The organism is Priestia sp. 179-F W1.4 NHS, assembly GCF_045369295.1.
In the GTDB taxonomy this organism is placed as follows: domain Bacteria; phylum Bacillota; class Bacilli; order Bacillales; family Bacillaceae_H; genus Priestia; species Priestia zanthoxyli.
Genome location: NZ_JBIQFF010000005.1, coordinates 254899 through 277900 on the forward strand (window position 1 = coordinate 254899; position 23002 = coordinate 277900).

Here is a 23002-nt window from a genome sequence, read left to right on the forward strand (position 1 = left end):
ATCTACTCTTCCCTTCTTTTAAAAGGTTTTAGGGGATAAACATCATCCTCAAACATTGGCCAATCTATAGTTTTACTTTGTTTTGGTGCCAAACCTCTTGTTAAAGAGTTTTGTTGATTAGTAACCGCTTTATGATAAGGATCATTCTTTATTAATACTAAGTTAGTAAAAGCATTTGTACCACCATCATCTAAAGGTAAATTGTGATGCACTTGCCATCCTTTAGGATTAAGTCCATCTTTCATTCTAGCAATATCACCTTCACCCAGACCAGCTTCTCTAAGATATTTAACTCTTACAGAGTCGTTAGCAAATTCTTTAAGGAAATTTTTCCTAATAGAACTATTAAATTTCTTCCTAAGCTTAGCTGTTTCTTCAGGAAGTCTTTTAGTATAAATGATTTCTTCTACCTTTACACCATTTAAATGAATTTTCTCTCCTTTTAACGTTCCTATAAAGTAATCATCTTTTTCACCATTTCCTCTACCCTTAACCACTGCCCTTTGATCATTGATCTCCTCAACATCCCTCTTGCTCTTACCACCAGGCTCTTTCACTTTCTCCAATGCTTTGGACTGACCTTTCGAAACATTCCCCATCTTATACGTCGTTAATCCATTTAACGCTTCACCAAAGGTCTTTCCAGGCAAAGCCTCTCCTATCCCTACCAGTTGAGGTTGAGGACGTAAAGTCGGTATCTCAGCATCTAATAAAGGTTGAAGCTTCTTCTGAACAGGTTCATATACCTTCTTCGACCAATTGCTTGCTGCTTTTGGGCTGACGACATTTCGCATATAGCTTAGTGTTTTGGTCGCTTTATGGGCAGGTACACGCGGAACGTTTGTTACTTTTGGAACGGATTTTACGGCTCCTGCGGGTTTCGCTCCTCCAATTACGCTCGCAAACAGAAACATGCTGTTTTCCCAGTGCTCTTTTGAAAGAGGTTTGTCCGTATTAAGTGCCTGCTGCCCTACATCTAAGAGTCCCATCGTTGCGTGATTGACAAAGTCATACGGTGAATCAAACGATTTTTCTCCTCGCTCAATTAAGCCTTCTTTGAAGGAAACAGCGCCATCAAATCCGCCCATCGTTATATAGTTTCCAAAGTCATACAAGGAGTTGTACCGTTTATCTGCTCTCTCTCCCATACCGGCCCAAACGTCTTGTGCTACGCCTTTAGTACCCGTAACTGTACCTTTTGCTAAAGTTATAGCACCTTCTCCTACGTCCTTGACTACAGCTTTTATACCAGTTTCTTCTTTTTTAGCCGCAGGGTTCTCGCAGATTTCTGTAAAGTCAAAGGATTCAGCAGTTTTTTCAGGTGTCACATCTCTAATCTGCCCCTGACGCACCACCGACTGCATAAGCATTCCCTCAACGCCCGTAGCGTTTTGAAGAATCTGTTGAGACGCTAGCATGCCCACAGTTGAAGAATCGTTGAGCGCCTGCAGGTATGGGCTTTTTTCAAGTTCCACTGCTTGCTCTGCAGGTGACAGTTCCGCTAGTTTTTTCATGTTAGCAGGTGCTGTATCCTGCTGAATTTGCGTTAGCACTTCTCTTATGTAAGGCGAGTTTTTTTCAAGCTTGTGAATTTCTTTTAACTGTTCAGCAGGCGTCATTGCTTGAAGCTGAATCAGCTTTTCAAGACCTACTTCCTTTATCACTTTCTCTTGTTTTTCTTTTCTTGTCAAGGTTGTTTGAATGCCTTTTTCAAAAACCGAGACGCCTCCTGAATCGGTCATCGCTTTTTTCGCCAACGCACTCAGCTCACTTACATTGCCTGGCTGAATGGAACCATTTTGAAACCCAGCTTTCACTTTAGAAAGCAGCGAGTTTAAAGACGTCAGCTGATCTTGAATGACTGAAAGGCTTTGCGTTTGCTGTTCGTCAAAACGGACTAAATCGTTCATCGTTTTGTCCGCTTTGCTTTTTGCTTGTTCTACTTCTGTTAAAAAACCTTGATCGTTAAGCGCGGAAACAGAAGCAAGATGACTGACTTTTTGAATCGCTGCATTCGCTTGATCGACAAGCGAAACGGTTGTATTTCTTGTTTGATTTAAATGCGCGGGAATAGTGTCTTGCAGAAAGGGCTGCGTAATGTAGCCGTCTTCGCTCGGCTCAAATGAGCGCAGCGCATGTGTGATTTGAGTTAGTCGAGCTTCATAGGAAGTGAGTAATGAATGATACAGCGTTAAAAAAGAAGCATGTCCCGTTTCGTAAAAAGACCGAATCGCTTCTCCTCCTTTTCCTTTAAACCCATCATCTAAGCTTGAAAATGCCTGAACCTGTGAAATCAGGACCTGAATTTGTTCTTTTTGACTTTTAATAGAGTCTAAGATAGTTTGAATATTTTCGTGAAAAGCATCGACATCAAGTGTTTTCAATAATCTGTAACCTCCTAGCTGTACCGATGTAGAAAAACAACGAACGGTTAACGAACAACCCCGTCATTTTTCTAAACCTAAGCGGACGCTCCTTTTTACAAGGCTTGCATCATCCGCTAGATAAAACCTTTTTATTTGAATGCCAAATCTATGCTGGTTGAAAGGTTGTTTTTGATAGCTTTATATAAAATATGAACATTATTTAGGGGCGTTTGCAGCTTTTTCATCTGCTTCTTTTATGGACTGCACGGATTTTTTGGTGGCGTTCAAATCATCGAGGAGCGTTTGCTTATAGTCCACAATTAACGTTTGAAGCTGCTGGTTCAGCTGGTTTAATTCATCGAGCACCGCTAGTTCTTGTCCGCTTCCGACGTGAAACGGAAAAAGCGGCTGAAACTGCTGCGCAGCAGTGCTTAGGTCACTAAGCGTTCTATTAATTTCACCATCTATTACTTTAATTTCGTCTGCCATACTGCATCACACCTTATCTTTTGCTTCGTCTTCTTGCATTTTAATGGCGCGTTCCATCCCTTGTATATCTGATTGAAGCGCCGTAATTTTTGCATCAATTGTCGTAAGGGCATCCGTCAGCTGACGGGTCAGCAAATCATCGTATTCGTCTAACATAGCCGTACGGATGTCTTCAAACCCAACAGCAAGGCTGCCTGACCAAGTGGCGGAAGTGAGCTCTGGTTCTTTCACCTTTTCCTTTGCACGTTCAAGCTCGCCTTTGACTTCCGTTAACGTGTTTTTACTAGCCATAAGCTGCTGGATATCTTCATGTGCCTGCTTCACTTGGGTATACAGATGAGCAACAAACATCTCATTCATATGATGACACTTCCTTTATATCTATCTCTTGGATCTTCTAACATTAATTCCCTTTTACAGCTTATCAAATAAAGAAAGAGAGCACATCGGCACGTTTTCTTATATTTTTTGGGAATAATGTAGGTTTTTAGTTCAATACCCACTCTTCAGGATAAAATAACCAAAACTATCTTACCATTGACGATTTATCAAGATTTTTGGACTACTTCACTTGTTATTTCCGCGCCACTAAAAGGCCTTTTTACACAATTTTTTTGTTAAAACGCCTTCATTCTTTCTATTTCCAAATATTTAAACATGCGCTAGTATATACATAATATAAAGAGGAGGTTGAGTATGAGAGAAAAGCTCGTAAGACTCGGTTATTTACTGGGGTTGGCTCTTGTTTTGTCCGGCATTTTATATTTCTTTGCATCGAACTGGCAAGGCTTTGACCGCTACACTAAAATTGCGCTGAGCGTGGGGCTGATGCTGCTGTTTTACGGAAGTACGTTTGTAGTGCGAAAGCTGCTTCCTCAGCAGGCGTTTTTAAGTCACTGGACGCTTTTGGCGGGCGCTCTTTCATTTGGATTAAGCATCGCGCTTCTTTCTCAAATTTACAACACGCACGCTGAATCGTACTGGCTGTTTTTAATTTGGCTTGTGCCGGTTATTTTGTTTAGCTTTTTTACAAAGTATCAGCCGTTTTACGTGTTATCGTTTGTTTTATTTCAATTCACCATGGCTTTTTTCATTTCATCAATAGGCGCAGTTTCACAGCGAGGCGAACACGAGACGCTTTTACTTTACGCAGGAATGGCGTTTGTGAACTTACTCATCTTTTGGATCATAAAAAAGAAACAGCGCTCGTCTCCTGTGATCATGTATGCGGCGTTTTGTTTGTTTCACTACATTTTTTTAACTGTTTCCCTGCCGGATTTCACAGGCAGCTCTAGCTTACGGATTGGTCTTATTATTTTTTATTTGCTGTTTTTACTAAGCTCCTTTTTTTATTTTTCAAAAGTGGAGCCGCAAAGGTCGTTTTTAGGGATTTCCATCGTGGCATTTGCTTTATTTGTTATTGAACAGTTTTTCTCTTTTATTTCTAAACACTACGCTGAATGGTCACTATTCTTAGCTTTAGGATTCGTGATTTTATTTATTGGTGCAAGCGTATGGTTTGTCAAATGGCTCACTGCCAACACGTCAGCACAAAAAACCTCGCTCCGCGTAATCAAACGAATAGCGGTGATTGGGATTACGGCCATTGCATCGGTGATCGGCAGCAGCTCTTTAGGAGGACTTGTCACACTTATTACAGGAACGTACCCAACAAACGGAATGCTCGTGATTGGCGTTTTGCTGATTGTGGCATGTTATTTGATTAAAGCAGATATTCCAACCGTGAAATATACGCTTTTAATGATGGGCGTATTAATTAGCGGCGGCGCTTCTTTTTTTGTGAACGACATTCTGTTTTTTATCTACGTCATCGCACTTGTAGCGCTTTTAGTATTCACGAAGCATACGCCCGTTCGTCTGCTGCTTTTTGTGCTAGTGCAAGGGCTTCTGTTAATAAAGGTTCCGACTGCTTACTATGACACTATCAAAATAGATTATGTGCTGCTCGCTTTGTTTCTATTAAATGCCGCTATGTACGCGATAAACGTACACCACGCGTTTAAAAAAGCAGCGCTGCTTCTTGCTTTTATCTTTTTACTGTCGCTGACTGAATTAAGCGAACCGTCTTTTTTAAATATCATTTACTGCACGGTGTTTTTTGTGATTTCGACCGTCTTTTTATTTGTGACGGTACGAAAAGAGCCAAAATATGATTTTATTGTCGGCATGATTTTCTGGTTTGTTTTTTTAGCGATGAAATATTACGACTTTGTGTGGGATTTATTTAATAAATCACTTGTGCTCGTTATTTTAGGTCTTATCTTTCTTTTCCTAAGCAGGAAATGGGACCTGTCAACGCCTGACCAGCCGCAGCCGTCGTTTCTTGACCGCAGCCGAACCGCTGTATGGATCATCATTCTTGTTCAGCTTATTATGCTGGGCGGCATTTTCACTAAAAACGAAGTGCTTCTTCAAAACGGAAAAGAAATTAAGCTCGCTTTACAGCCGATCGATCCGCGCTCGCTGCTGCAAGGCGATTATGTTGAGCTGAATTACGACATTGCGCACGTTACCTTACCTCATGTGAAAGACGGAGAAAAAGTGAAGCTCGTTCTTCGCCCTAACAAACAAGGTGTGTATAAATACGCAAAAATCTACCAAGCGGATGATGACTGGAATAAACCGTATACTTCTAAAAAGAAAGACGTTGTCATTACGGGCAGCTATCACGACTGGGGAATTCAGTACGGAATTGAGCATTACTTTATTCCAGAAGGAACCGGCAGCAAAGTGGAAAGCGAAGCTCGTTTTGCTACTGTACGAGTTGGAAAAAACGGAGATGCCATTGTTACAAAAGTAGGCAAATAAAAAAGCAGCCGCTTCAACATTGAAGCGGCTGCTTTTTGTTTTAATTGATAAATACGCCGATGATCATCGTTAAAATAAGAATCACAAAGAAAATAATGATGCCATACCCAATCCATTTTATTCTTTTGGGCGTTCCTTTTACATTCATATCCGTTATTTTTCCTTCAATATGCTTTTGATGTTCAGTAACATCATTGTATTCATTGTTAGGCGAAGTGATGTTATCCTTCCTTTCTATTTAATCGTTTTCTTTCTTCTAACAGCTCTTCATATCTTTTTTCAAGACGCTGCTTGTCTTTTCCTTCTGGGGTGATAGAAAGCTCGCTAATCACTTTTGTTAATTCTAATTGAAGCGCAAGTTTCTCCGCTTCATTTTGCTGCTGTGACGCTTTTTTGCTTTTACCCGTGTCTTCAATCGCCGCGAGCTCCGCTTTAGACTGTTTTAACGTCAAAACATGCGTCGCAAGCTTTTTAACAAAGTAGCGGTCGTGCGTCACAAATAAAATCGTCCCTGGATAAGCTTTTAATACTTCCTGCAGCGCTTCTTTTGTATGAAGATCAAGATAGTTGGTCGGTTCATCTAAAAGAAGAACGTTATAATTTCCTAAAAAGACTTTTGCTAATGCCGTTTTGACTCGTTCTCCTCCGCTTAGCATCTCTACTTTTTTATACACGTCTTCACGTTTGAAAAGTAAGCGCGATAGTACCGTACGAATAAAATGCTCGGTGTACGGACTGTCTTCTTTAATGTTTTCTAAAATGCTTTTAGCGGGATCTAGATTTTCAAGACGCTGATGGAAAAAGCCGAGTTTTACAGGCTTCGCAACCGTGATGCCTTCTGCTCGCTGCTCAATCATATTCAGCAGCGTAGATTTTCCGGCGCCGTTTTTGCCGACAATCGCTACTTTCGCTCCCGGCTTCACACCGCCTTTTAGGTTTTGAAACAAGATATGATTACCAGCTGATGCTGAGACTTTGTCAAAGCTTAGTACCTGCTTGCTGTGCACTTGATGAAACTGCGATAGGTCAAAATGAATTTCTTCCATTTCTTTTGGCTTTTCTTTTTTCTCCAGCTTTTCAATTCTTGTTTCAATCGCTTTTGCGCTTCTGTCTAGCTTCGCTTTTTGTTTTCCGACCGCTCGCTTATGAAGTCTCGCTTCAGAGTTGCCCATGCGGCTCGGCGCTTTTTTAAGCGACTTTGATTTTTGGCTTTTTTCTTCAGACGCCAGTTCAAGCCGCTGCTTTTCTTTTACATACTGTTCATATTCAAACTGCTGTCTTTCAACTGCGTGTTTTTTTTGCGTCACATATTCTTGATAATTGCCTTCATAGCAGTTAATTTTGCCGTCTTCTACTTCCCAAATAGACGTACAAAGGCGGTTTAATAATTCTCGGTCATGTGAAATCAGCAGGAGACTGCCTGTAAAAGACTTCATTTCTTCTTCAAACTTCTCTACGCCTTTTACATCTAAGTGGCTCGTTGGCTCATCGGCTGCAAGCAGTTCTGCGCCTAATGAAAGAGCAGCTGCAATTTTTTTTCTTGTTTCTTCTCCCCCGCTAAGAAAGTCCGCTTCAGTTGGCACACTCCACTGACTTTTCATCTCAGGAGAAACAGCTCCTGTAGCTTGAACATCAAGCTGCGGAATCAGTGAGGAACGGCCATATGTTTGTACAATCCCTTGATCTGGACTCATTTTTTTCATTAAAATATGAAGCAACGTCGATTTGCCTTCTCCGTTTTTCCCGACAATTCCAATTCGCTCTCCGCGATGTACTTGAAGTTTCTCTACTTGAAACAGCAGGCGATCTCCATAGCTTTTTTCAATATCTATAGCTTCTAACAATAACATAAAAAAACCTCCCTAGGATTTCTAGAGAGGATTAGAGGTCATAATTAGGCATACGCAAATATGCACCCTTTTTATAGAGTAAAAAAAGGGAGAAATCACTTCATATAAGACATATAGAAATGGCACCTAAAAATGTACAGACTAATCCTATCTAGACAAATGTTCATTTAAAATAAAGTTTTAAAAGAATGTCTAAAAAAATAGGATTACTTATCCATTGTCTACGGTACCTTTCCTTTCTTAGTATAAAATGACTTGCTTCTTACAGTGTATGATGAAGTTTTTTAAATGTCAATATCCATTTGGATGATATTCCCTTCTTTTACTACTCACAAAAAAATCCTCAGCCGATCAAAGCCGAGGATTCTTTTATTACACGTATTGGTTCACTTTCCCTGTAAAATCAGGCAGCCACTCGCCGTGGGCTTCAATTAAATCATCGCACATACGAATGATGTCATCCATAGATAATTCCGCATTTGTATGAGGATCTAGCATCGCTGCTTGATAGATGCGCTCTCTTTTTCTAGTGACCGCTGCTTCAATTGTTAGCAATTGCGTATTAATATTCGTACGATTTAACGCCGCAAGCTGCTCAGGTAAGTCTCCTACATAAGTCGGCATAATGCCGCTTCGGTCTACAACACATGGAACTTCTACGCACGCTTTTGTCGGCAGGTTACTAATTAAGCCCCCGGTATTTAATACGTTACCGGCAAATTTAAACGGCACGTTTGTCTCCATTGCTTCAATGATTCTAGAGCCGTACTCATGTGAACGTGTATGAGTTAACTGACTGTTGTTAACCATTTCTTCTCTCATTGATTCCCAATTGCTAATTTGCTCTTCGCATCGGCGCGGGTATTCATCCAGAGGGATGTTAAACTGATCAACAAGATTTGGATATTTATGTTTAATAAAGTATGGATGATACTCTGCGTTATGCTCAGACGATTCGGTAATATAATAACCGAACCTATCCATTAGCTCAAAACGCACCATATCGTGATGCTTTGTCTTTTGTTTTTCTTTTGCCAGACGCTTGATTTCTGGGTATAAGTCTTGCCCATCTCTTTTTACTTCTAGCAGCCATGCCATATGGTTGATGCCTGCGATTTTCTCTTGTATTCCTTCATGATTCATTCCGAGAGAATCAAATAAATCTTTTGTACATACTTGAACACTGTGACAAAGGCCTACCGTCTTTACATTGGTATAGCGCAGCATTGCACCCGTTAGTGTTGCCATTGGATTGGTGTAATTTAAAAACAGCGCATCTGGACATACTTCTTCAATATCTTTTGCAAAATCAAACAGGACCGGAATCGTGCGCAGTGATCTGAAGATTCCTCCAATTCCTACTGTATCTCCAATCGTCTGACGCAAGCCGTATTTTTTAGGAATTTCAAAATCAATGACGGTGCTTGGTTTGTAACCGCCTACTTGAATGGCGTTAATCACATACTTCGCTCCTGTTAAAGCTTCTCTGCGGTTCAAATAGGCTTTAACCGTAATATTCACTTTATAGTTTTCTTTTAGATTGTTTAGCATATTTTCCGAATCTCTTAAACGCTCAGCATCTATATCGTATAGCGCAAATTCAAAGCCAGCTAAAGCAGGCACAAACATGCAGTCTCCTAAAATATTTTTTGCAAAAACTGTACTTCCCGCTCCGATAAATGTGATTTTAGACATTGTCATCTTCCTTCCTCGTATTGGTTTTATCCTTTTACAGATCCTGATGAAAGCCCTGCAATAAAGTATTTTTGTAGCACTAAAAATAAAATGGTCATTGGAAGCATCGCAATAATCGCAGCTGCTCCTACTAAGCTAAGATTATTTTGATTTTCGGCAAAAAAGCTTGCTAACGTAACGGTTAATGTATGCATTTCCTTATCTTGAAGGAAGAAAATTGCAAACTGATAGTCGTTCCAAATATAGACGCTCGCAATAATTAAAATAGACGCAGTGACAGGCTTTAGCAGTGGAAATACGATTTTAAAGAAAATCGTTAACGTGCCGGCCCCATCAATTCTTGCTGCTTCCTCGAGCTCTTTAGAAATAGTGGAGCGAATGAAGCCCGCATACAAAAAGATCGTTAGCGGCAAAAAGGCTGCGACATTATTTAAAATAGCAATTTGGTACGTGTTCATCATCCCCATATTCACAACCATTTTGTACAGCGGAACTAACGCTGTTAAAGGCGGTATTACCATCACGGCGATAAAGATAAAATAGACGTACTTATTTAGTTTCGTTTGGCGGCGCGCTAGAGGATACGCAGCCATTGATCCTAAAAAAATAAGCAGAACCGCCGAAACGAACGTAATGATAAACGTATTCATAAAAGAACTGCCTAAATTCGCTTGCTCCCAAGCCGCTGTGAAATTTTCAAGGTTTATGCTTTTTGGAAATACCCATTTGGAACTAAAATCCCCGGTTGCTTTTAAAGAAGTCGTAACAAGAATATAAAAAGGGACAATATGAACGAGCGTTATACAAAGAGCTAGAAAGGTAAAAAATCGCTTTTTCCGTTTATTTGTATAGTCCATCACGCTTCTGTCTCCTTTCGCTTAAAGTACACAAGTGCTGATAAGCTAATGACTAAGATAATGAGCGCCATGCACACACCTTGAGTTGCAGCATAGCCGGCGTCCTGTCTTCTAAAATATAAGTCATACATAAAAGTAGACATTGACTGCGATGCATCTCCAGGCCCTCCTCCTGTCAGCGCAACAATTACGTCAAACAGTTTTAAACCTCCGATAATATTTAAAACGACATTAATTGTAATCGAAGGCATAAGCAATGGAAGCGTGATGTTTTTAAACTGCTGAAGAGCAGATGCTCCGTCAAGCTGCGCTGCCTCGTAATAATCTTTTGAAATACTTTGCAGCCCCGCTAAATAAATAATCATCGCAATTCCAACGAATTGATACGTATTGACGAACACGATAATCCAAGAGTTAAGCTCTGGAGTTCCCAAAACATTAATCTTCTCAAAATCTAAAAATACAAGAAGGTCATTTAAAGCGCCTCCTTGGTAGGCAAAAAAGAAGTACCAGATATACCCCATAATAATTGGGCTGATAATAACCGGAAGGTAGACAATTGTTCTTGTTACAGCTTTCATTTTAATGCTTTGATTCAGAAGTAAAGCGTATAACAAGCCAATAATATTTTGAAAAATAGTACTGCCTATTCCGTAGAGCAGCGTATTTTTTATCACAAGCCAAGTCGTTGGATCTGCAAGCAAACGTTTATACTGCTGGAGCCCAATCCAATCATATGTTTGTGAAAATCCATTCCAATTAGTAAAGGAAAGTCTAATTCCGTTAATAAAAGGATAGATAATAAAAACGGTGATAATTACTAAGCCGGGAAGATACATCCACCATAAAGAGGACTCTGTTTTTAATTTTTTCTTTCGTTTTTTCGTATCTCTTACTACAGAAACCGGCTCTTTCCGGACTAATTCATTCATCGTGTTCACTCCTATTTCAGCTTGTGTTGAAAAGAAGCAGAAGCCTATCTCCCTGCTTCTCGGCGAACAAGGAACTTTTGCACACTATTTTATTGTTTACTGAGACGCTTGTACTCTTTTTCCATCTCTTTTGATAATTGCTTTGGCGTTAAACTTCCCGCTAGCAATTCTTGACCTGTAGAAGACATCACTGCCCACATACCGCTCGGTAAATACTTTCGGTCGAAGTATGGCTCAACTTTAATATCGCTATACTTATCGTAGTATTCAGAGTAGTAGTTTTGTGTTTTATTGTTTTTCAGAGCCGATGCTGAAGACGTTCCTTCGGCAATCTTTTTGGCAACTTCCGGCTGTGACACAAATTCAATAAATTTCTTGGCTTCTTTAAGGTGCTTAGAATCTTTCCACGCAGCAAGGGTAAAGCGCTCTCCGCCGATCCAGCTTTGCGTACCGCCTTTATGAATAGCAGGCACCGGTACCGTTCCTACTTTTACTTCAGGATTTAATTCTGTTGCATCCGGTCCAAGAGATCCGCCCACAAATGTAAAAGCAATTTTATTTTGAGCCATTAATTCCGTTGCTTGAGATACTTTTGCGGTTAATACATCTTCATTCAGCAGCCCTTTTTTCTTCATTTCTGCCATTGTTTCCGCTAGCGGCGTGTAGTTTGACCAATTAAATGTTCCTTTTTCCAACTGCTTAGCATAGTTCTTATTTTTTGCTGTAATAAGCTGAGGTGTAGCCAGCTGATCAAACACTTGAGCAATATTGCCATTTTCCCCTCCTGGGATCCATAGAGGCGCTATTTCTCCTTCGCTCTTCTTTTTTACTGTTTCTACTGCTGTTATAAATTCATCCATTGTGTTAGGAGGCTTTATTCCGTATTTTTCTAACAGCGTCGCATTATAGCTAATTCCGTCTTTTGCTTGATTTAAAGGATATGCATACACTTTGCCGCTTTTATCTTTTAAAATTTGATTTAGCGCTGGATCCAAATGCTGAACCCAATCCATATCTTTTAAATCTGCTACATATTCCCCGTAGCGAAGCTGAGACCAGCCGTGCGTATCAAATAAATCCGGCATATCATTTGCACCCATTTTCACACGAAGCATATCTTCATAGCCGTTACCCGGAAAATTCGCATCAATTTTAATATCTGGATTTTGTTTTTCAAATTCTGCAATCGCATTTTGAAGCGCTTTTCTCTCCCCTTTATTACTCATCGTAGAAAAAAGCGTTAGCGTTGTTTTCCCATTTCCGCCTGTTGCCGCTTCTTTATTTCCGCAGCCCGCTGCCACAACAGAAAAGACTAGTAATAGAACGAAAAGATACGTAAGCTTTTTCATTTATCTTTTTTCCTCCTTATACTCTATCAATTTATAAATAACTGAATATTCAGTATTTTAATCATAGACAAATTCATTGCACAACGAAATAAAGTCACTTATAATTTAGTCCTATACTTTTACAAAGGTTCAAAGAGTCCTAGAGATGAAAAAGCTTTTTTATTTACATATTTATCTGCCAATAAGTATGTAGTTTCTAGGGCTTTTTAACCTGCCTTTTTTATGATTTTTTCTATTTTTCTTCCCCCTTATCACTCTTTATGTATGAATTCTGCTTTTCTATCACCCCCTTTCAAGTTATAACTTTTAGGTTACTGCTTCTTGAGCAAAGCTCCGCAGCTTTCACGGTAAATTAGTTTGGTCGGCACCATGACTTTTAAAGGAATGGACCTGCCGCTTAGCCGATCTACTAGCATTTTAACAGCCTGCCTTCCCATTTCTTCGGTATATACTTTAACTGTGGTGAGCGGCGTGCTCGCAAATGCTGCGACATCCACATCATCAAAGCTTACAATCGCTACGTCTTCAGGAACCTTTATATTTGATTGCTGCAGGGCACGCATCGCTCCTATCGCCATTGCATCACTTGCGATAAAAAATGCCTCAGGAAGATTTCCTTGCTTAATCGCTTGTCCCATCAGCTCATATCCTTCATTCATTGAATATTCGCCGACATAAACTTTCTCAGAATCGAACAGGCCTTTTTCATGCATAACGCGTTCAAAAACCGTTTGACGCTGATCTTCAATAATAGAACTTCCATTGATATAATGTTCTCTTTCTGTCCCTCCGATATAGCCAATTCTTTTATAACCGAGGTCAAATAAATGATTTAATGCATGTTTAGTAGCTTTCTCAAAATCAATCATGACCGAATCGTACAAATCCTCATCCGCTTTGTGATTGATAAAAACAATAGTATCTAAATGATTGCTCACTTCTTGAACCGTTTCTGGACTAACTCTTCCCACTACAATTACTCCATCAAGATCCTGCAGCAGCTCTTCTTGCTTCATGCCTTTTAGTCTAAATGACTTTACTGTAAAAATTTCTTTTTCTGCGCATTCACTCTCTATTCCATGGCGAATAGAAGAGAAAAAAGGGTCTACTAACTCTTCTTCAAGCGATTGAGCAAAAATAATACCTATCCTTGGAGCTTCTATGTCTTTTCCGTTTGCCGTTCCTTTTCGTATCTTCACAGGCGTATATTGCAGCTCCTTGGCTGCATGAAGAATGCGCTCACGGGTAACCTCAGATACAGAAAGCGTATGATCATTATTTAGTACTCTGGATACGGTTGAACTGGAAACATTAGCGTACGCCGCTATATCTTTTAAAGTTGCCATCTTTTTACCTCTCTATTATAATCTTCTATTTTTACTAAATATTTATCTCTTATATTGGAAGAATAGCACATTAATAAAACGCTTTCAATAAATAATTTTAAAACTTCAGTAAATTTATTAAAATATTCTCCATAATTCTTCATTTCTTTTGTTAGTTTCGCCTTTAAAATGACAAAATCACCGCTATTACTACTTTGTTTTTATCACAACGCACTAAAACTTAAGTAAACTTTTAGTAAATATTAATTTTCATAAGAATTTGTTCATATTTGATATAAAACGGTTTGTTGGGGAAAATAAAAGGAGAAATACTGATAAGGAAAGAGAGAGCATATGATTAGCCAATATTCTTATTTTCAACAATGTCTGCCCGTCCTTCAACAATTACATAATATGAATTTCACGAAAGAACAGCTGTTGCAAAAAGACTTTTTAATCGGTCAAGAAAAGGAACTAAGCATGTACTACTCGCCCCATAACGATTACATAAATCCAGACGCTCATATTGTCATTGCGGGCATCACACCGGGCTGGTTTCAAATGAAAACCGCTTTTAAACAATGCGTTTCCAGCCTGTCCCATCATCATCCGCTTGAACAAGTACTGTACGAAACAAAAAAAGCCGCTAGCTTTAGCGGGACGATGAGAGTAAATTTAATAGACATGTTAGATCGATGCGGCGTTCAAAAAGCGATCGGTATGGACAGTGCCGCTGATTTATTTGCTTCACAGCGAGATATGCTGCATACAACGTCCGTACTGAAATATCCCGTATTTTACAAAGGAAAAAACTATACGGGTCATCAGCCCCCAATTGAACGCTCAGCGCTTCTTTCGCACTATGTTTTTGAAGTGTTTCCACAGGAATTGAACGAAATAAAGAATCCGTGCTTAATCGTTCCGCTAGGAAAAGCAGTTGAAAATGTTTTAAGAAAACTTTCGGGTGAACCTTCGTTTTCTCGGCATACGTATTTATTTGGCTTTCCTCATCCATCTGGAGCAAACGGACATCGAAAACGGATATTTGAAGAACACCTAGGTGAATTTACGGAAATTGTGGAGGATTGGGCTGTAAAAAGAAAGAGCTGAAACTAGTTTCAGCTCTTTTTTTGCTATAATTATGTAAAAATACGCCTACACGGAGGTCCGCTTTTATGTTAACAAATTTAGAAGAATATAATAACCCTATGTTATACGATGATGAAAATGAGCAGTATACAGAAGACGTTGCTTTTTTACTAACAGAAGCAGCTAACAAACGCGGAATGATCCTTGACTTAGCCTGTGGTACAGGGCGCGCAACTATTCCATTAGCACAAGCGGGACATTCCCTGATTGGAGTAGATATTCATCCACCTATGCTGCAAGAAGCGCAGAAGAAAGCCGAGGTTTTGAAGCTATCTGTTAAATGGGTGGAACAAGACTGTACTAGACTCGACTTAAAAGTAAAAAGCGACTTTATTTATATCGTAGGAAATTCATTTCAGCATTTTCTAACAAATGAAGAGCAGCATGCCTTTTTAAGAAGCGTTCATACGCATTTGAACGAAGGTGGAACCTTTATTGTTGGAATACGTTTTCCTTCTATAGAAGAGCTAACATCAACGGAAGCAGAAGAATATTGGAAAAGCTACCAAGATGCCGACACCGAATATACAACAGAAGTTTACATAAGTAGCCACTATGATGCCATCAAACAAATTCAGCATAACCTCACAACTAGAAAGATAAGAGATTACGATAAAACAATCATAAAAGAAATAACAACGAAAATAGATTTACGCTACACGTTCCCGCAAGAAATGGCGCATCTTTTAACACGTAGCGGATTTATGATTACGAGCGTCTATGGAGATTGGAAAAAGAGCGCTTTGACCAACCAAAGCACTCAAATGATTTACGTTTGTAAAAAACAAAGAGTCAATTCCATTCCTTAACACGGTTTATAGCCTATTTATTTTTAGTATTACAAAGAAGGATGCACACATCACCTTAGCTATTTCTTCTTTTGACATCTCCTTCTTTTTCTTCTATTTCTCGTTCATTTTGTTCTTCATGAAACTCTTCTTCTGTTTGTGCAGCAAGATAGTCAAACGGCGTATAGTAATTACGAGGAAGCTTTCGCTGCCACACCGTTTTAATCATAATAATTATCAATGGAATACTCACCGTTAAAATAGCGGCTAAAACTAGTAGCGAAAAAATCATAAATTATTTCCTCCTGCTTTATAAACCGTTCCTCCTGAAATAACAAAGCGGATATACTACACCCATTCACTTATATTCAATCTACATTTACTGTCATCAGTATACGAGATTCATGAGTAACAAAACCGTTCTTTTCAAAAAAACGTTCTGGTTTACCTTGGCCTCTTTCAGTAGACACATAGACTTCTTTCACTTCTTTTTGTATAAGTAACTCGTTAAGGAAAGATAAAAGACTCGTTCCTATGCCAGTTTGCTGAGTGTTGCTTAACACACAAATTTCATTTACATAAAACGTCTTATAGTTCGCCCACTGTTCTTCATTTCCTACTATAAATCCTGTGAGTTTATTATTTTCACTGTGAAAGTAACCTATCCCTATGTAACCTGGAGTTTTACTGATATCGTATAAACGAGCATAAGCAGTGTTTATACTCCAAGGCTCGTTCCACGGTGAGGCACTAAAAACATTTGTATAGATGATTGCTGCTTCTTCTAATTCTTTATCCCTTAGTAAACGAACTTGACTTTTCATCATGTTACTCCTTTTCCTATCAACTTTCTTGAAATTCATTTATACAAAACATTCCAATTATTGGTTGATTATAACATTTATAGACATAGAACGAATACATTAGTTATCGTTCTTCACTGTACTAGAAAAAGGAGATCCAATGTTCGGACTACTTTTCTTAAATCAACTTTATTTCTTTGTACTTGAATTAATAGATGTATCTATAAAATCATTTACATATTTACTCATTTCTCTGTACTTCGTCCAGTGTAAATAGTGATGACCTTGTAAAACGACTAGTTTTTGCGACGATACGTGACTTAATTGGTTTTGATAAAACATAATATTCGATTTTCCTTCTTTTGCTTCTTTATCTATTTTTCTAGTAAAAATCATTATGGGCATTTTTGAAGAAAACGACATATCGAGAGTTTTATTTATATTGTTGTTCAGCTCTTTTGCTTCATCAATGACGTTTTTGTTGTAGCCTTTCCAGCTGGAGATTGCTTTTGTCATTTTTAAATTTTTTGCTGTATACGTTCCTTCTTCGGCTAGCGGTAGATACTGATTAGGACTAGTAAGCAGGGCTAAGCGAGCAACTCCACTTGGCGCTAAAACACTCATCAAACTTGGTATATTCAGCGCTTCTTCTTTAAAATAATCCAGCGCTTGTGGCAACGTAGTGTCTATTCCAATAATTGCTTTTACTTCATCTGGATATTTATTAGCGTAATACATGCTGTACACGCCAGAAACTGAGTGCGGCATTAATATATACGGACCCTTTATATTCGATTTTTGCAAAGCTTCTCTCATTTCACTTACACTATTTTCTACCGTACGTTTTTTATTCGTAGTGTCACTCCATCCGTATCCAAATGGTTCTACTACCACAACTTTATTATCCTTCGACAGTTCATTTACTAACGGTTCAAAATCTAGTGCAGGCGCAGTCGTTCCCAACCCGCTTAGTAGTAGAATCGTATTTTCCCCTTTACCTTTTGTATATACATGAATATCTCTGCCATCAACTTCTACTAATTGACCAATAGGCGGGTACTTTTTCTTTTCTACTGCCGTCATTACTTGATTCGTTACAATCCACACGATGTATATCCCCAATATAGCTACTATCACGTTTCGTAGAATTCTCAAGAACCTAAACTTTTTTTGCACGTTTACCTCTCCTTTCCGTAAGTAGCAATTAACAAGCAGATGCCAACCCTAGTGACTCTTTGTAACTGCTTACTTACTATGACGCTTCAGAAAACGTTTAGTTCTATTTCCTATATAAAATTTAAAAGAATGATAGCAGCTTACTTCAGCACTAAACGAAAAAAAGGCCTCTTCTTATGGAAGAGACCTTTTACTATTCATTAAAAAAAGAACAATAAAAACTGTAACTCCTTCACTTGATGCCTAAGCGTATAACTGACGCTACGTTTTTAGCCGTTCTTTCAATATTTTCATCAGCTTTTTCTAGTGCTTCTGACAGATCGACCGCTCCGGGCACGACGCTGAATAACGCAGAAATACCGTGTTCATACACAGCTTCACTTCCCGCTCCAATGCTCCCTGCTATCGCTATCACCGGAACGCTATGCTTTTTTGCTGTTTTGGCTACGCCAATGGGTGTTTTTCCGTAAATGGTTTGTCCATCTATTCTTCCTTCACCGGTAATGACAAGATCGGCATTTTTAATATAGCTTTCTAGCTGAGTTGCTTTAATGACGATGTCTACACCTGGCTTTAACTCCGCAGATAAAAATGCCAGCAGGCCGCCTCCTAGTCCTCCTGCCGCTCCGGCACCAGGAATACTTTGAATATGAATACCCATTTCTTTTCCAACAATCGCTGCGTAATGAGCTAAATTACGGTCAAGCTGTTTAACCATATCAGGAGTCGCACCTTTTTGAGGACCAAACACAGCGGATGCTCCGGTTTCACCCGTTAACGGATTGTCTACGTCGCACGCAACTTCTACTTTGACTTCAGCAAGCCGAGAATCCAAGTTTGTCAGATCGATAGAGGCTAACTGAGCTAAACTGCCTCCTCCTTCTTTTATTTCTGCTCCGTTAGCATCAAGAAGCTTTGCTCCTAAAGCTTTTGCCATACCGGTTCCTCCATCATTTGTAGCACTTCCTCCGATGCCAATGATGATATGCTTTACTTTGTGATCTAACGCTTTAAGAATGAGCTCGCCGGTTCCTCGCGTTGTTGTGATAAGCGGGTTTCGTTTATCGACAGGGACATGATGAAGACCTGAAGCGGCTGCCATTTCAATAACAGCCGTGTTGCCGTCTCCAAGAATTCCGTAAAAAGCTTCCACCTCTTTATCTAAAGGTCCGGTTACTTTAGCTTGTATAATTTGTCCGCCCGTCGCGTCCACAAGCGACTGAACTGTTCCTTCTCCACCGTCTGCCATAGGTACTTTACTAATCTCAGCGTCTGGAAAATGAGCTTTTATTCCTTTTTCAACCGCTTCACAAACGCGCAAAGCCGTTAAGCTCTCTTTAAATGAATCCGGTGCAATCACAATTTTCATAGAAACACTCCTTTTTGTTTTTACCCGTATAGCTTTAATACACCAAATATAAGCGTGGATACAATTGCCATAATGAGTCCAATCAGCGATTCGTAAGGGATTAATTTTAAACGTTCTTTTATTTTCATGTTTACACTTCCGCCCGTTGCGTGGAAAAAGCTTCCGTGGGGGAGGTGATCAAGTACGGTCGCTCCAGCATGAACCATAGCAGCTCCGGCTAAAGCAGAAACGCCCAGCTCTAAAATCGTCGAGCCAAAAACTTGGCTTGCGACTGCTGTTCCTGCCGTTGTCGAAGCGGTTGCCGCTGACATAAAAATACCTGAAACCGGAGCTAAAACATAAGCGGGCAATCCAATGGCAGACAAGCCTTGAATAATAACGTCTTTTAGCTGAGAGTTAGCAATAATACCTGCTAATGTCCCTGTTCCGAGAAGCATAATGGCTACCCCTGACATTTTCCCTAATCCAGAAATAGCATATGTATTAAGCTGTTTTCCTTTTTTCATCACAATGGCACCAACAATACCTCCTGCAGGAAGCGCAACCATTGGATCAATATTAAGATCAAAAAGCGGGCGCAGCGCCAGCAGCACGATGGTAACAATTGGTGCTATGATAGCCGTTAAAAACAGCGGCAAGCTGCTTGCATCCACTGTATCTATTTCTTCAGCTTGAACCATTGTTCCTTTTTTCACTAATCGTTTGGCTACTAGATAAGTGACCGCTACGCCAAATACAGCGGGAATGATTCCTGCAGCCATCACGGATGTAAGCGGAATATTGAATGCATCCGAAGCAGCAATAGCGTTAGGATTAGGAGACATTAAATTTCCTGCCTTTCCTCCTCCAATCATTGCCAGTAAAATAGCAGGCTTTGACATACCCGTACGTTTAGCAATGGCTAAAGCAATAGGCGCCACTGTGATGACAGCCACATCCACAAACACACCTACTGTCGTAAGAATGAGTGTGGCTAGCGCTAGAGCTAAAAGCGCTTTTGTTTCCCCTAGTTTTTTTACAATGGTTTCTGCTATAACCGCTGCAGCACCTGATTCTATTAATACCCCGGCCAATATACCGGCTGCAAGAATCCGCAGTACTGCGGGAATGATGCCTTGTGCCCCTTCAATCATTAAATTAACGGTATCAGCGATATTAACTCCGCCAATCAGTCCTCCAATTAAAGCTCCGGCTATCATTCCGTATGCTGGAGCCACTTTCTTTAAGATTAATATAATAGCAATTACTAATGCACAAATAGCGCCTAATGCGCTTACTTGAACGTCCATAAAGCATCCCCTTTCTTATTTCTTCTATCCCCAGTGCTAATTGTAAGCGCTACCTTTAATTCTTTCATTAGTCACTTCAACAAAAAGAGACCTTGCTATCGCAAGATCTTTTATGCACGTGCACAATTATGAAATTTTAGATAGCAGTAGCGCTACATACAGTTCGAGAAGGTCTTTTACTTTCCTTGGATCTTTTCCCGTGATATCTTGAATTTTATCTAGACGGTAGCTTAGCGTATTCCGATGAATAAAAAGCTTTTTAGCTGCCGTGCTTCCTTCGCCATTTTCTTCTATGTAGATCGTTAACGTTTCGATAAGCTCTTTTTTCTTATCATATTCCTTAAGCTTTTCATAGTATTGCAACAGATCATGATTTTCTTGAAAACCGGCGCGTTGACGTAACAGTACGGGAATTTGATAATCCGAATAGCTGTAGAAATCAGCTTCTGGATGAAGCTTTGAACCAACAGCAAGCGTATCTTTCGCCTGCTGATACGATACATGAAGGCCTTTAAAGTCAGCTTGAACAGATCCTGCAGATAACTTACACACCATACCAGACGCACGAAGCTGTTTTTCCAGCTGTTCAGCATAGCTGCTAGCGCTGCCCGCTTCTATAGATTTCAATAAAACCACTCCGTCTGGAAGCATAGCGTATAGATCATTATTAGCTATGTATTTCTTTACAACCTTCATAACTTCATGGCGATTTTCAGCTTTAATAATTAGTGCCATTCTTGGAAGGTATAAGTTAATATTAAACCGATTCGCTCGTTCAAAAAATAAGGAATCCAGCGGCTCTTCTTGTTGAAGAAGCTGATGAACCACCTCTTCTTTTAATCGTTCATCCCACTGAATTTCCTCTATTAAAATCATTTCTTGAAAAATCATTTCAGCAGCCATACGCACAAGCTCTCCGTAATTACGAATCTGTTCTGGCAGTCCTGTTAATCCCACGACTCCAACAATTTCTCCGTTAAAGAAAATAGGCAAATTCACGCCCGGTTTGGCTCCGCGCAGCGAGTCAGCCTGCTGCTGAGTAATTTCGTAAGAACTGCCGCTTTTTAATACCATTAGCGCTCCTTCGTGAATTTGGTCCATTCGCTTTTTGTCACCAGAACCAATAATGACTCCTTTTTCGTTCATCACGTTAATGTTGCAATCAATAATCTCCATTGTTCTACCGACAATTTTCTGAGCTAATTCTTTTGTTACATATCTCAAGCCTGCTCCTCTCTTTCTTTACATTCCCATCTTTTTAGTTTCTTTATCAAAGTAGAATGATCGATACCTAATTCTTTCGCTGCCTGCCGGAGTGATGGACAATGTTGAATAGTCTCTTTAACGAGTCGCTGTTCAAACTGCTCCACTTTCTTTTTTAGAGGTAAATAATCACATTTTTCATCTTCATGATAAGTATGAAAAGGTAAATGATGAGCTTCAATTGTTTCTCCAGGAATAGACACAATCATATTCTCCACCATATTCCGAAGCTCTCTTACATTTCCTGGCCATTGGTAAGCTTCTAATACTTGCTTCGCTTTATTTGATATGCGCTTTTGGACGTAATACAAGCTGCAAAAGTAGGAAACATAATGATCAACCAGTAAACTGATATCCTCTTTACGTTGAGATAGAGGCGGAAGGCTGATTTCGACTACCTTTAAACGGTAGTATAAATCTTCACGAAACCTCCCCTTTTTAATAAGCTCTCCTAGATGTTGATTTGTTGCCGAAATGATTCGTATATCGATACTTTTTGTTTTAGTTCCTCCAATTTTCTGTACCTGCTTTTCCTGTAACACTCGAAGCAGTTTCACTTGCAAGGAAATCGGCATTTCACCAATTTCATCAAGCATCAAGGTTCCGCCATCAGCGAGTTCTAACAGTCCTATTTTCCCTTCTGTTCGAGCGCCAGTAAAAGCTCCCTTTTCATAGCCGAACAACTCCGATTCTAGCAACGGCTCAGGAATGGCTCCGCAGTTCACTTTAATAAATGGCTGATTGTTTCTATCGCTTGAATCGTGAATAAGGTTAGCGACTACTTCTTTTCCGGATCCTGAGGGACCTGATAGAAGAATACTTGTAGGAAACGGAGCTACTCGTTTGGCTTGCTGATAAACTAAGTTCATCCTATTGCTTTGAAACACTAGGGGCTGTTCCGACCCATTCACTTTCACAGCGTATTTATTTGCATTCATATGCGAAAACTCTTTTACCTTTAACAGCTCTTTTTTAACTGCGTTTAACTGTGTAATATCCTGTACAGTGGTCACAACGAGCTCTATTTCACCTTGTTTGTTAAACACTGGATTTCCTGTTACCATAACGTCTCTTTCGCTTGAAATAGTTTGCATAATAGAGCGCTGCTGTTTTTCTACTAACACAAGTAGGGAAACAGATTGATCAATATATCCTTCATCGATAACGGTTTGCATATGCTTTCCTAATACGTCTCGTTTATTTGTTCCTGTGATTTTTTCATAAGCTTCATTTACATATATCGTTATTCCCTTTTTATTTACTACATATATTCCGTCCGTAGAGAATTCAATGATGGCCTGTAACGTTTCGTTCGTCAAATCTTTTTTCCCTTTAAAAGAAGTCATTGTTTCGCATTCCTTTCTTATGGTGAATTCCCGCCAACATATGGTGAAACTTTTCACCACTAACCATTCAATGCACAATAGCCTTTTTCCTTCTAAAAGCGGTGAATTTTTTCAGCACTTGGTTATA

General features: G+C 39.5%; 19 protein-coding genes. 3 read left to right on the forward strand and 16 right to left on the reverse strand.

Features of this window, described 5'->3' with window-relative positions; genetic code table 11:
- Positions 1 to 2: 2 nt before the first annotated feature.
- The 3 genes from ACH0CI_RS21825 to ACH0CI_RS21835 form a co-directional block, all read right to left on the reverse strand.
- The gene (locus ACH0CI_RS21825; RefSeq protein ID WP_406902259.1) at positions 3 to 2384 is read right to left on the reverse strand and encodes a T7SS effector LXG polymorphic toxin; all 2382 of its coding nucleotides are present in this window, start codon (positions 2382 to 2384) and stop codon (positions 3 to 5) included.
- 198 nt (positions 2385 to 2582) lie between these two features.
- The gene (locus tag ACH0CI_RS21830) at positions 2583 to 2855 is read right to left on the reverse strand and encodes a YwqI/YxiC family protein (protein WP_043983083.1); all 273 of its coding nucleotides are present in this window, start codon (positions 2853 to 2855) and stop codon (positions 2583 to 2585) included.
- Positions 2856 to 2861: 6 nt separating this feature from the next.
- A complete protein-coding gene (locus tag ACH0CI_RS21835; protein ID WP_406902260.1) occupies positions 2862 to 3215 on the reverse strand; it encodes a YwqH-like family protein in 354 nt (117 codons plus the stop codon).
- 336 nt (positions 3216 to 3551) lie between these two features.
- Here ACH0CI_RS21835 and ACH0CI_RS21840 point away from each other — a divergent pair, with 336 nt between their 5' ends.
- Positions 3552 to 5684: a GDYXXLXY domain-containing protein gene (locus ACH0CI_RS21840; protein WP_406902261.1), complete on the forward strand. Its 2133-nt coding sequence runs from the start codon at positions 3552 to 3554 to the stop codon at positions 5682 to 5684.
- A 221-nt stretch (positions 5685 to 5905) separates the two neighbouring features.
- On the opposite strand, the gene abc-f is transcribed toward ACH0CI_RS21840, so the two are convergent.
- The 6 genes from abc-f to ACH0CI_RS21870 all read right to left on the reverse strand — a co-directional run bounded on the left by abc-f (position 5906) and on the right by ACH0CI_RS21870 (position 13713).
- A complete protein-coding gene (gene abc-f / locus ACH0CI_RS21845) occupies positions 5906 to 7534 on the reverse strand; it encodes a ribosomal protection-like ABC-F family protein (protein ID WP_406902262.1) in 1629 nt (542 codons plus the stop codon).
- A gap of 372 nt (positions 7535 to 7906) precedes the next feature.
- Positions 7907 to 9229, reverse strand: coding sequence for an alpha-glucosidase/alpha-galactosidase (gene melA / locus ACH0CI_RS21850; protein WP_322552138.1), 1323 nt, complete (start codon positions 9227 to 9229; stop codon positions 7907 to 7909).
- 26 nt (positions 9230 to 9255) lie between these two features.
- Positions 9256 to 10086, reverse strand: coding sequence for a carbohydrate ABC transporter permease (locus ACH0CI_RS21855; protein ID WP_043983089.1), 831 nt, complete (start codon positions 10084 to 10086; stop codon positions 9256 to 9258).
- The gene (locus ACH0CI_RS21860) at positions 10086 to 11018 is read right to left on the reverse strand and encodes a carbohydrate ABC transporter permease (protein WP_406902263.1); all 933 of its coding nucleotides are present in this window, start codon (positions 11016 to 11018) and stop codon (positions 10086 to 10088) included. The genes ACH0CI_RS21855 and ACH0CI_RS21860 overlap by 1 nt, the downstream gene beginning before the upstream one ends.
- 89 nt (positions 11019 to 11107) lie before the next feature.
- Positions 11108 to 12367: an ABC transporter substrate-binding protein gene (locus ACH0CI_RS21865; protein WP_406902264.1), complete on the reverse strand. Its 1260-nt coding sequence runs from the start codon at positions 12365 to 12367 to the stop codon at positions 11108 to 11110.
- Positions 12368 to 12678: 311 nt separating this feature from the next.
- Entirely contained in the window at positions 12679 to 13713 is a 1035-nt protein-coding gene (locus ACH0CI_RS21870; RefSeq protein WP_154992434.1) for a LacI family DNA-binding transcriptional regulator, read from the reverse strand.
- 333 nt (positions 13714 to 14046) lie between these two features.
- On the opposite strand from ACH0CI_RS21870, the gene ACH0CI_RS21875 reads away from it, so the two are divergent.
- A complete protein-coding gene (locus tag ACH0CI_RS21875; RefSeq protein WP_406902265.1) occupies positions 14047 to 14802 on the forward strand; it encodes a hypothetical protein in 756 nt (251 codons plus the stop codon).
- 65 nt (positions 14803 to 14867) lie between these two features.
- A complete protein-coding gene (locus ACH0CI_RS21880) occupies positions 14868 to 15650 on the forward strand; it encodes a class I SAM-dependent methyltransferase (protein WP_335708049.1) in 783 nt (260 codons plus the stop codon).
- A 55-nt stretch (positions 15651 to 15705) separates the two neighbouring features.
- Here ACH0CI_RS21880 and ACH0CI_RS21885 read toward each other — a convergent pair whose 3' ends face one another.
- The 7 genes from ACH0CI_RS21885 to ACH0CI_RS21915 form a co-directional block, all read right to left on the reverse strand.
- The gene (locus ACH0CI_RS21885; protein WP_335708050.1) at positions 15706 to 15921 is read right to left on the reverse strand and encodes a DUF3951 domain-containing protein; all 216 of its coding nucleotides are present in this window, start codon (positions 15919 to 15921) and stop codon (positions 15706 to 15708) included.
- Between the two features lie 76 nt (positions 15922 to 15997).
- Entirely contained in the window at positions 15998 to 16453 is a 456-nt protein-coding gene (locus tag ACH0CI_RS21890) for a GNAT family N-acetyltransferase (RefSeq protein ID WP_406902266.1), read from the reverse strand.
- A 168-nt stretch (positions 16454 to 16621) separates the two neighbouring features.
- Positions 16622 to 17515, reverse strand: coding sequence for an alpha/beta fold hydrolase (locus ACH0CI_RS21895; protein WP_406902272.1), 894 nt, complete (start codon positions 17513 to 17515; stop codon positions 16622 to 16624).
- A gap of 325 nt (positions 17516 to 17840) precedes the next feature.
- A complete protein-coding gene (locus ACH0CI_RS21900) occupies positions 17841 to 18977 on the reverse strand; it encodes a glycerate kinase (protein WP_406902267.1) in 1137 nt (378 codons plus the stop codon).
- Between the two features lie 20 nt (positions 18978 to 18997).
- Positions 18998 to 20266, reverse strand: coding sequence for a GntP family permease (locus ACH0CI_RS21905; protein ID WP_057235837.1), 1269 nt, complete (start codon positions 20264 to 20266; stop codon positions 18998 to 19000).
- Positions 20267 to 20392: 126 nt separating this feature from the next.
- On the reverse strand, positions 20393 to 21490 hold the full coding sequence (locus ACH0CI_RS21910) for a sugar diacid recognition domain-containing protein (RefSeq protein ID WP_033579321.1): 1098 nt from the start codon (positions 21488 to 21490) through the stop codon (positions 20393 to 20395).
- On the reverse strand, positions 21487 to 22875 hold the full coding sequence (locus tag ACH0CI_RS21915) for a sigma-54 interaction domain-containing protein (RefSeq protein WP_098999504.1): 1389 nt from the start codon (positions 22873 to 22875) through the stop codon (positions 21487 to 21489). Before ACH0CI_RS21915 ends, ACH0CI_RS21910 begins: the two co-directional genes overlap by 4 nt.
- Positions 22876 to 23002: the final 127 nt, after the last annotated feature.

Bases quoted from the DNA above. Each gene is read 5' to 3' on its own strand.
- ACH0CI_RS21840 (WP_406902261.1), top strand. From the start codon at position 3,552: ATGAGAGAAAAGCTCGTAAGACTCGGTTATTTACTGGGGTTGGCTCTT.
- ACH0CI_RS21870 (WP_154992434.1), bottom strand. From the start codon at position 13,713: ATGGCAACTTTAAAAGATATAGCGGCGTACGCTAATGTTTCCAGTTCA.
- ACH0CI_RS21880 (WP_335708049.1), top strand. From the start codon at position 14,868: ATGTTAACAAATTTAGAAGAATATAATAACCCTATGTTATACGATGAT.
- ACH0CI_RS21875 (WP_406902265.1), top strand. From the start codon at position 14,047: ATGATTAGCCAATATTCTTATTTTCAACAATGTCTGCCCGTCCTTCAA.
- ACH0CI_RS21890 (WP_406902266.1), bottom strand. From the start codon at position 16,453: ATGAAAAGTCAAGTTCGTTTACTAAGGGATAAAGAATTAGAAGAAGCA.
- ACH0CI_RS21860 (WP_406902263.1), bottom strand. From the start codon at position 11,018: ATGAATGAATTAGTCCGGAAAGAGCCGGTTTCTGTAGTAAGAGATACG.
- ACH0CI_RS21830 (WP_043983083.1), bottom strand. From the start codon at position 2,855: ATGGCAGACGAAATTAAAGTAATAGATGGTGAAATTAATAGAACGCTT.
- ACH0CI_RS21885 (WP_335708050.1), bottom strand. From the start codon at position 15,921: ATGATTTTTTCGCTACTAGTTTTAGCCGCTATTTTAACGGTGAGTATT.
- ACH0CI_RS21835 (WP_406902260.1), bottom strand. From the start codon at position 3,215: ATGAATGAGATGTTTGTTGCTCATCTGTATACCCAAGTGAAGCAGGCA.
- ACH0CI_RS21915 (WP_098999504.1), bottom strand. From the start codon at position 22,875: ATGACTTCTTTTAAAGGGAAAAAAGATTTGACGAACGAAACGTTACAG.
- ACH0CI_RS21900 (WP_406902267.1), bottom strand. From the start codon at position 18,977: ATGAAAATTGTGATTGCACCGGATTCATTTAAAGAGAGCTTAACGGCT.
- ACH0CI_RS21855 (WP_043983089.1), bottom strand. From the start codon at position 10,086: ATGGACTATACAAATAAACGGAAAAAGCGATTTTTTACCTTTCTAGCT.
- ACH0CI_RS21865 (WP_406902264.1), bottom strand. From the start codon at position 12,367: ATGAAAAAGCTTACGTATCTTTTCGTTCTATTACTAGTCTTTTCTGTT.
- abc-f (WP_406902262.1), bottom strand. From the start codon at position 7,534: ATGTTATTGTTAGAAGCTATAGATATTGAAAAAAGCTATGGAGATCGC.
- ACH0CI_RS21905 (WP_057235837.1), bottom strand. From the start codon at position 20,266: ATGGACGTTCAAGTAAGCGCATTAGGCGCTATTTGTGCATTAGTAATT.
- ACH0CI_RS21895 (WP_406902272.1), bottom strand. From the start codon at position 17,515: ATGACGGCAGTAGAAAAGAAAAAGTACCCGCCTATTGGTCAATTAGTA.
- melA (WP_322552138.1), bottom strand. From the start codon at position 9,229: ATGTCTAAAATCACATTTATCGGAGCGGGAAGTACAGTTTTTGCAAAA.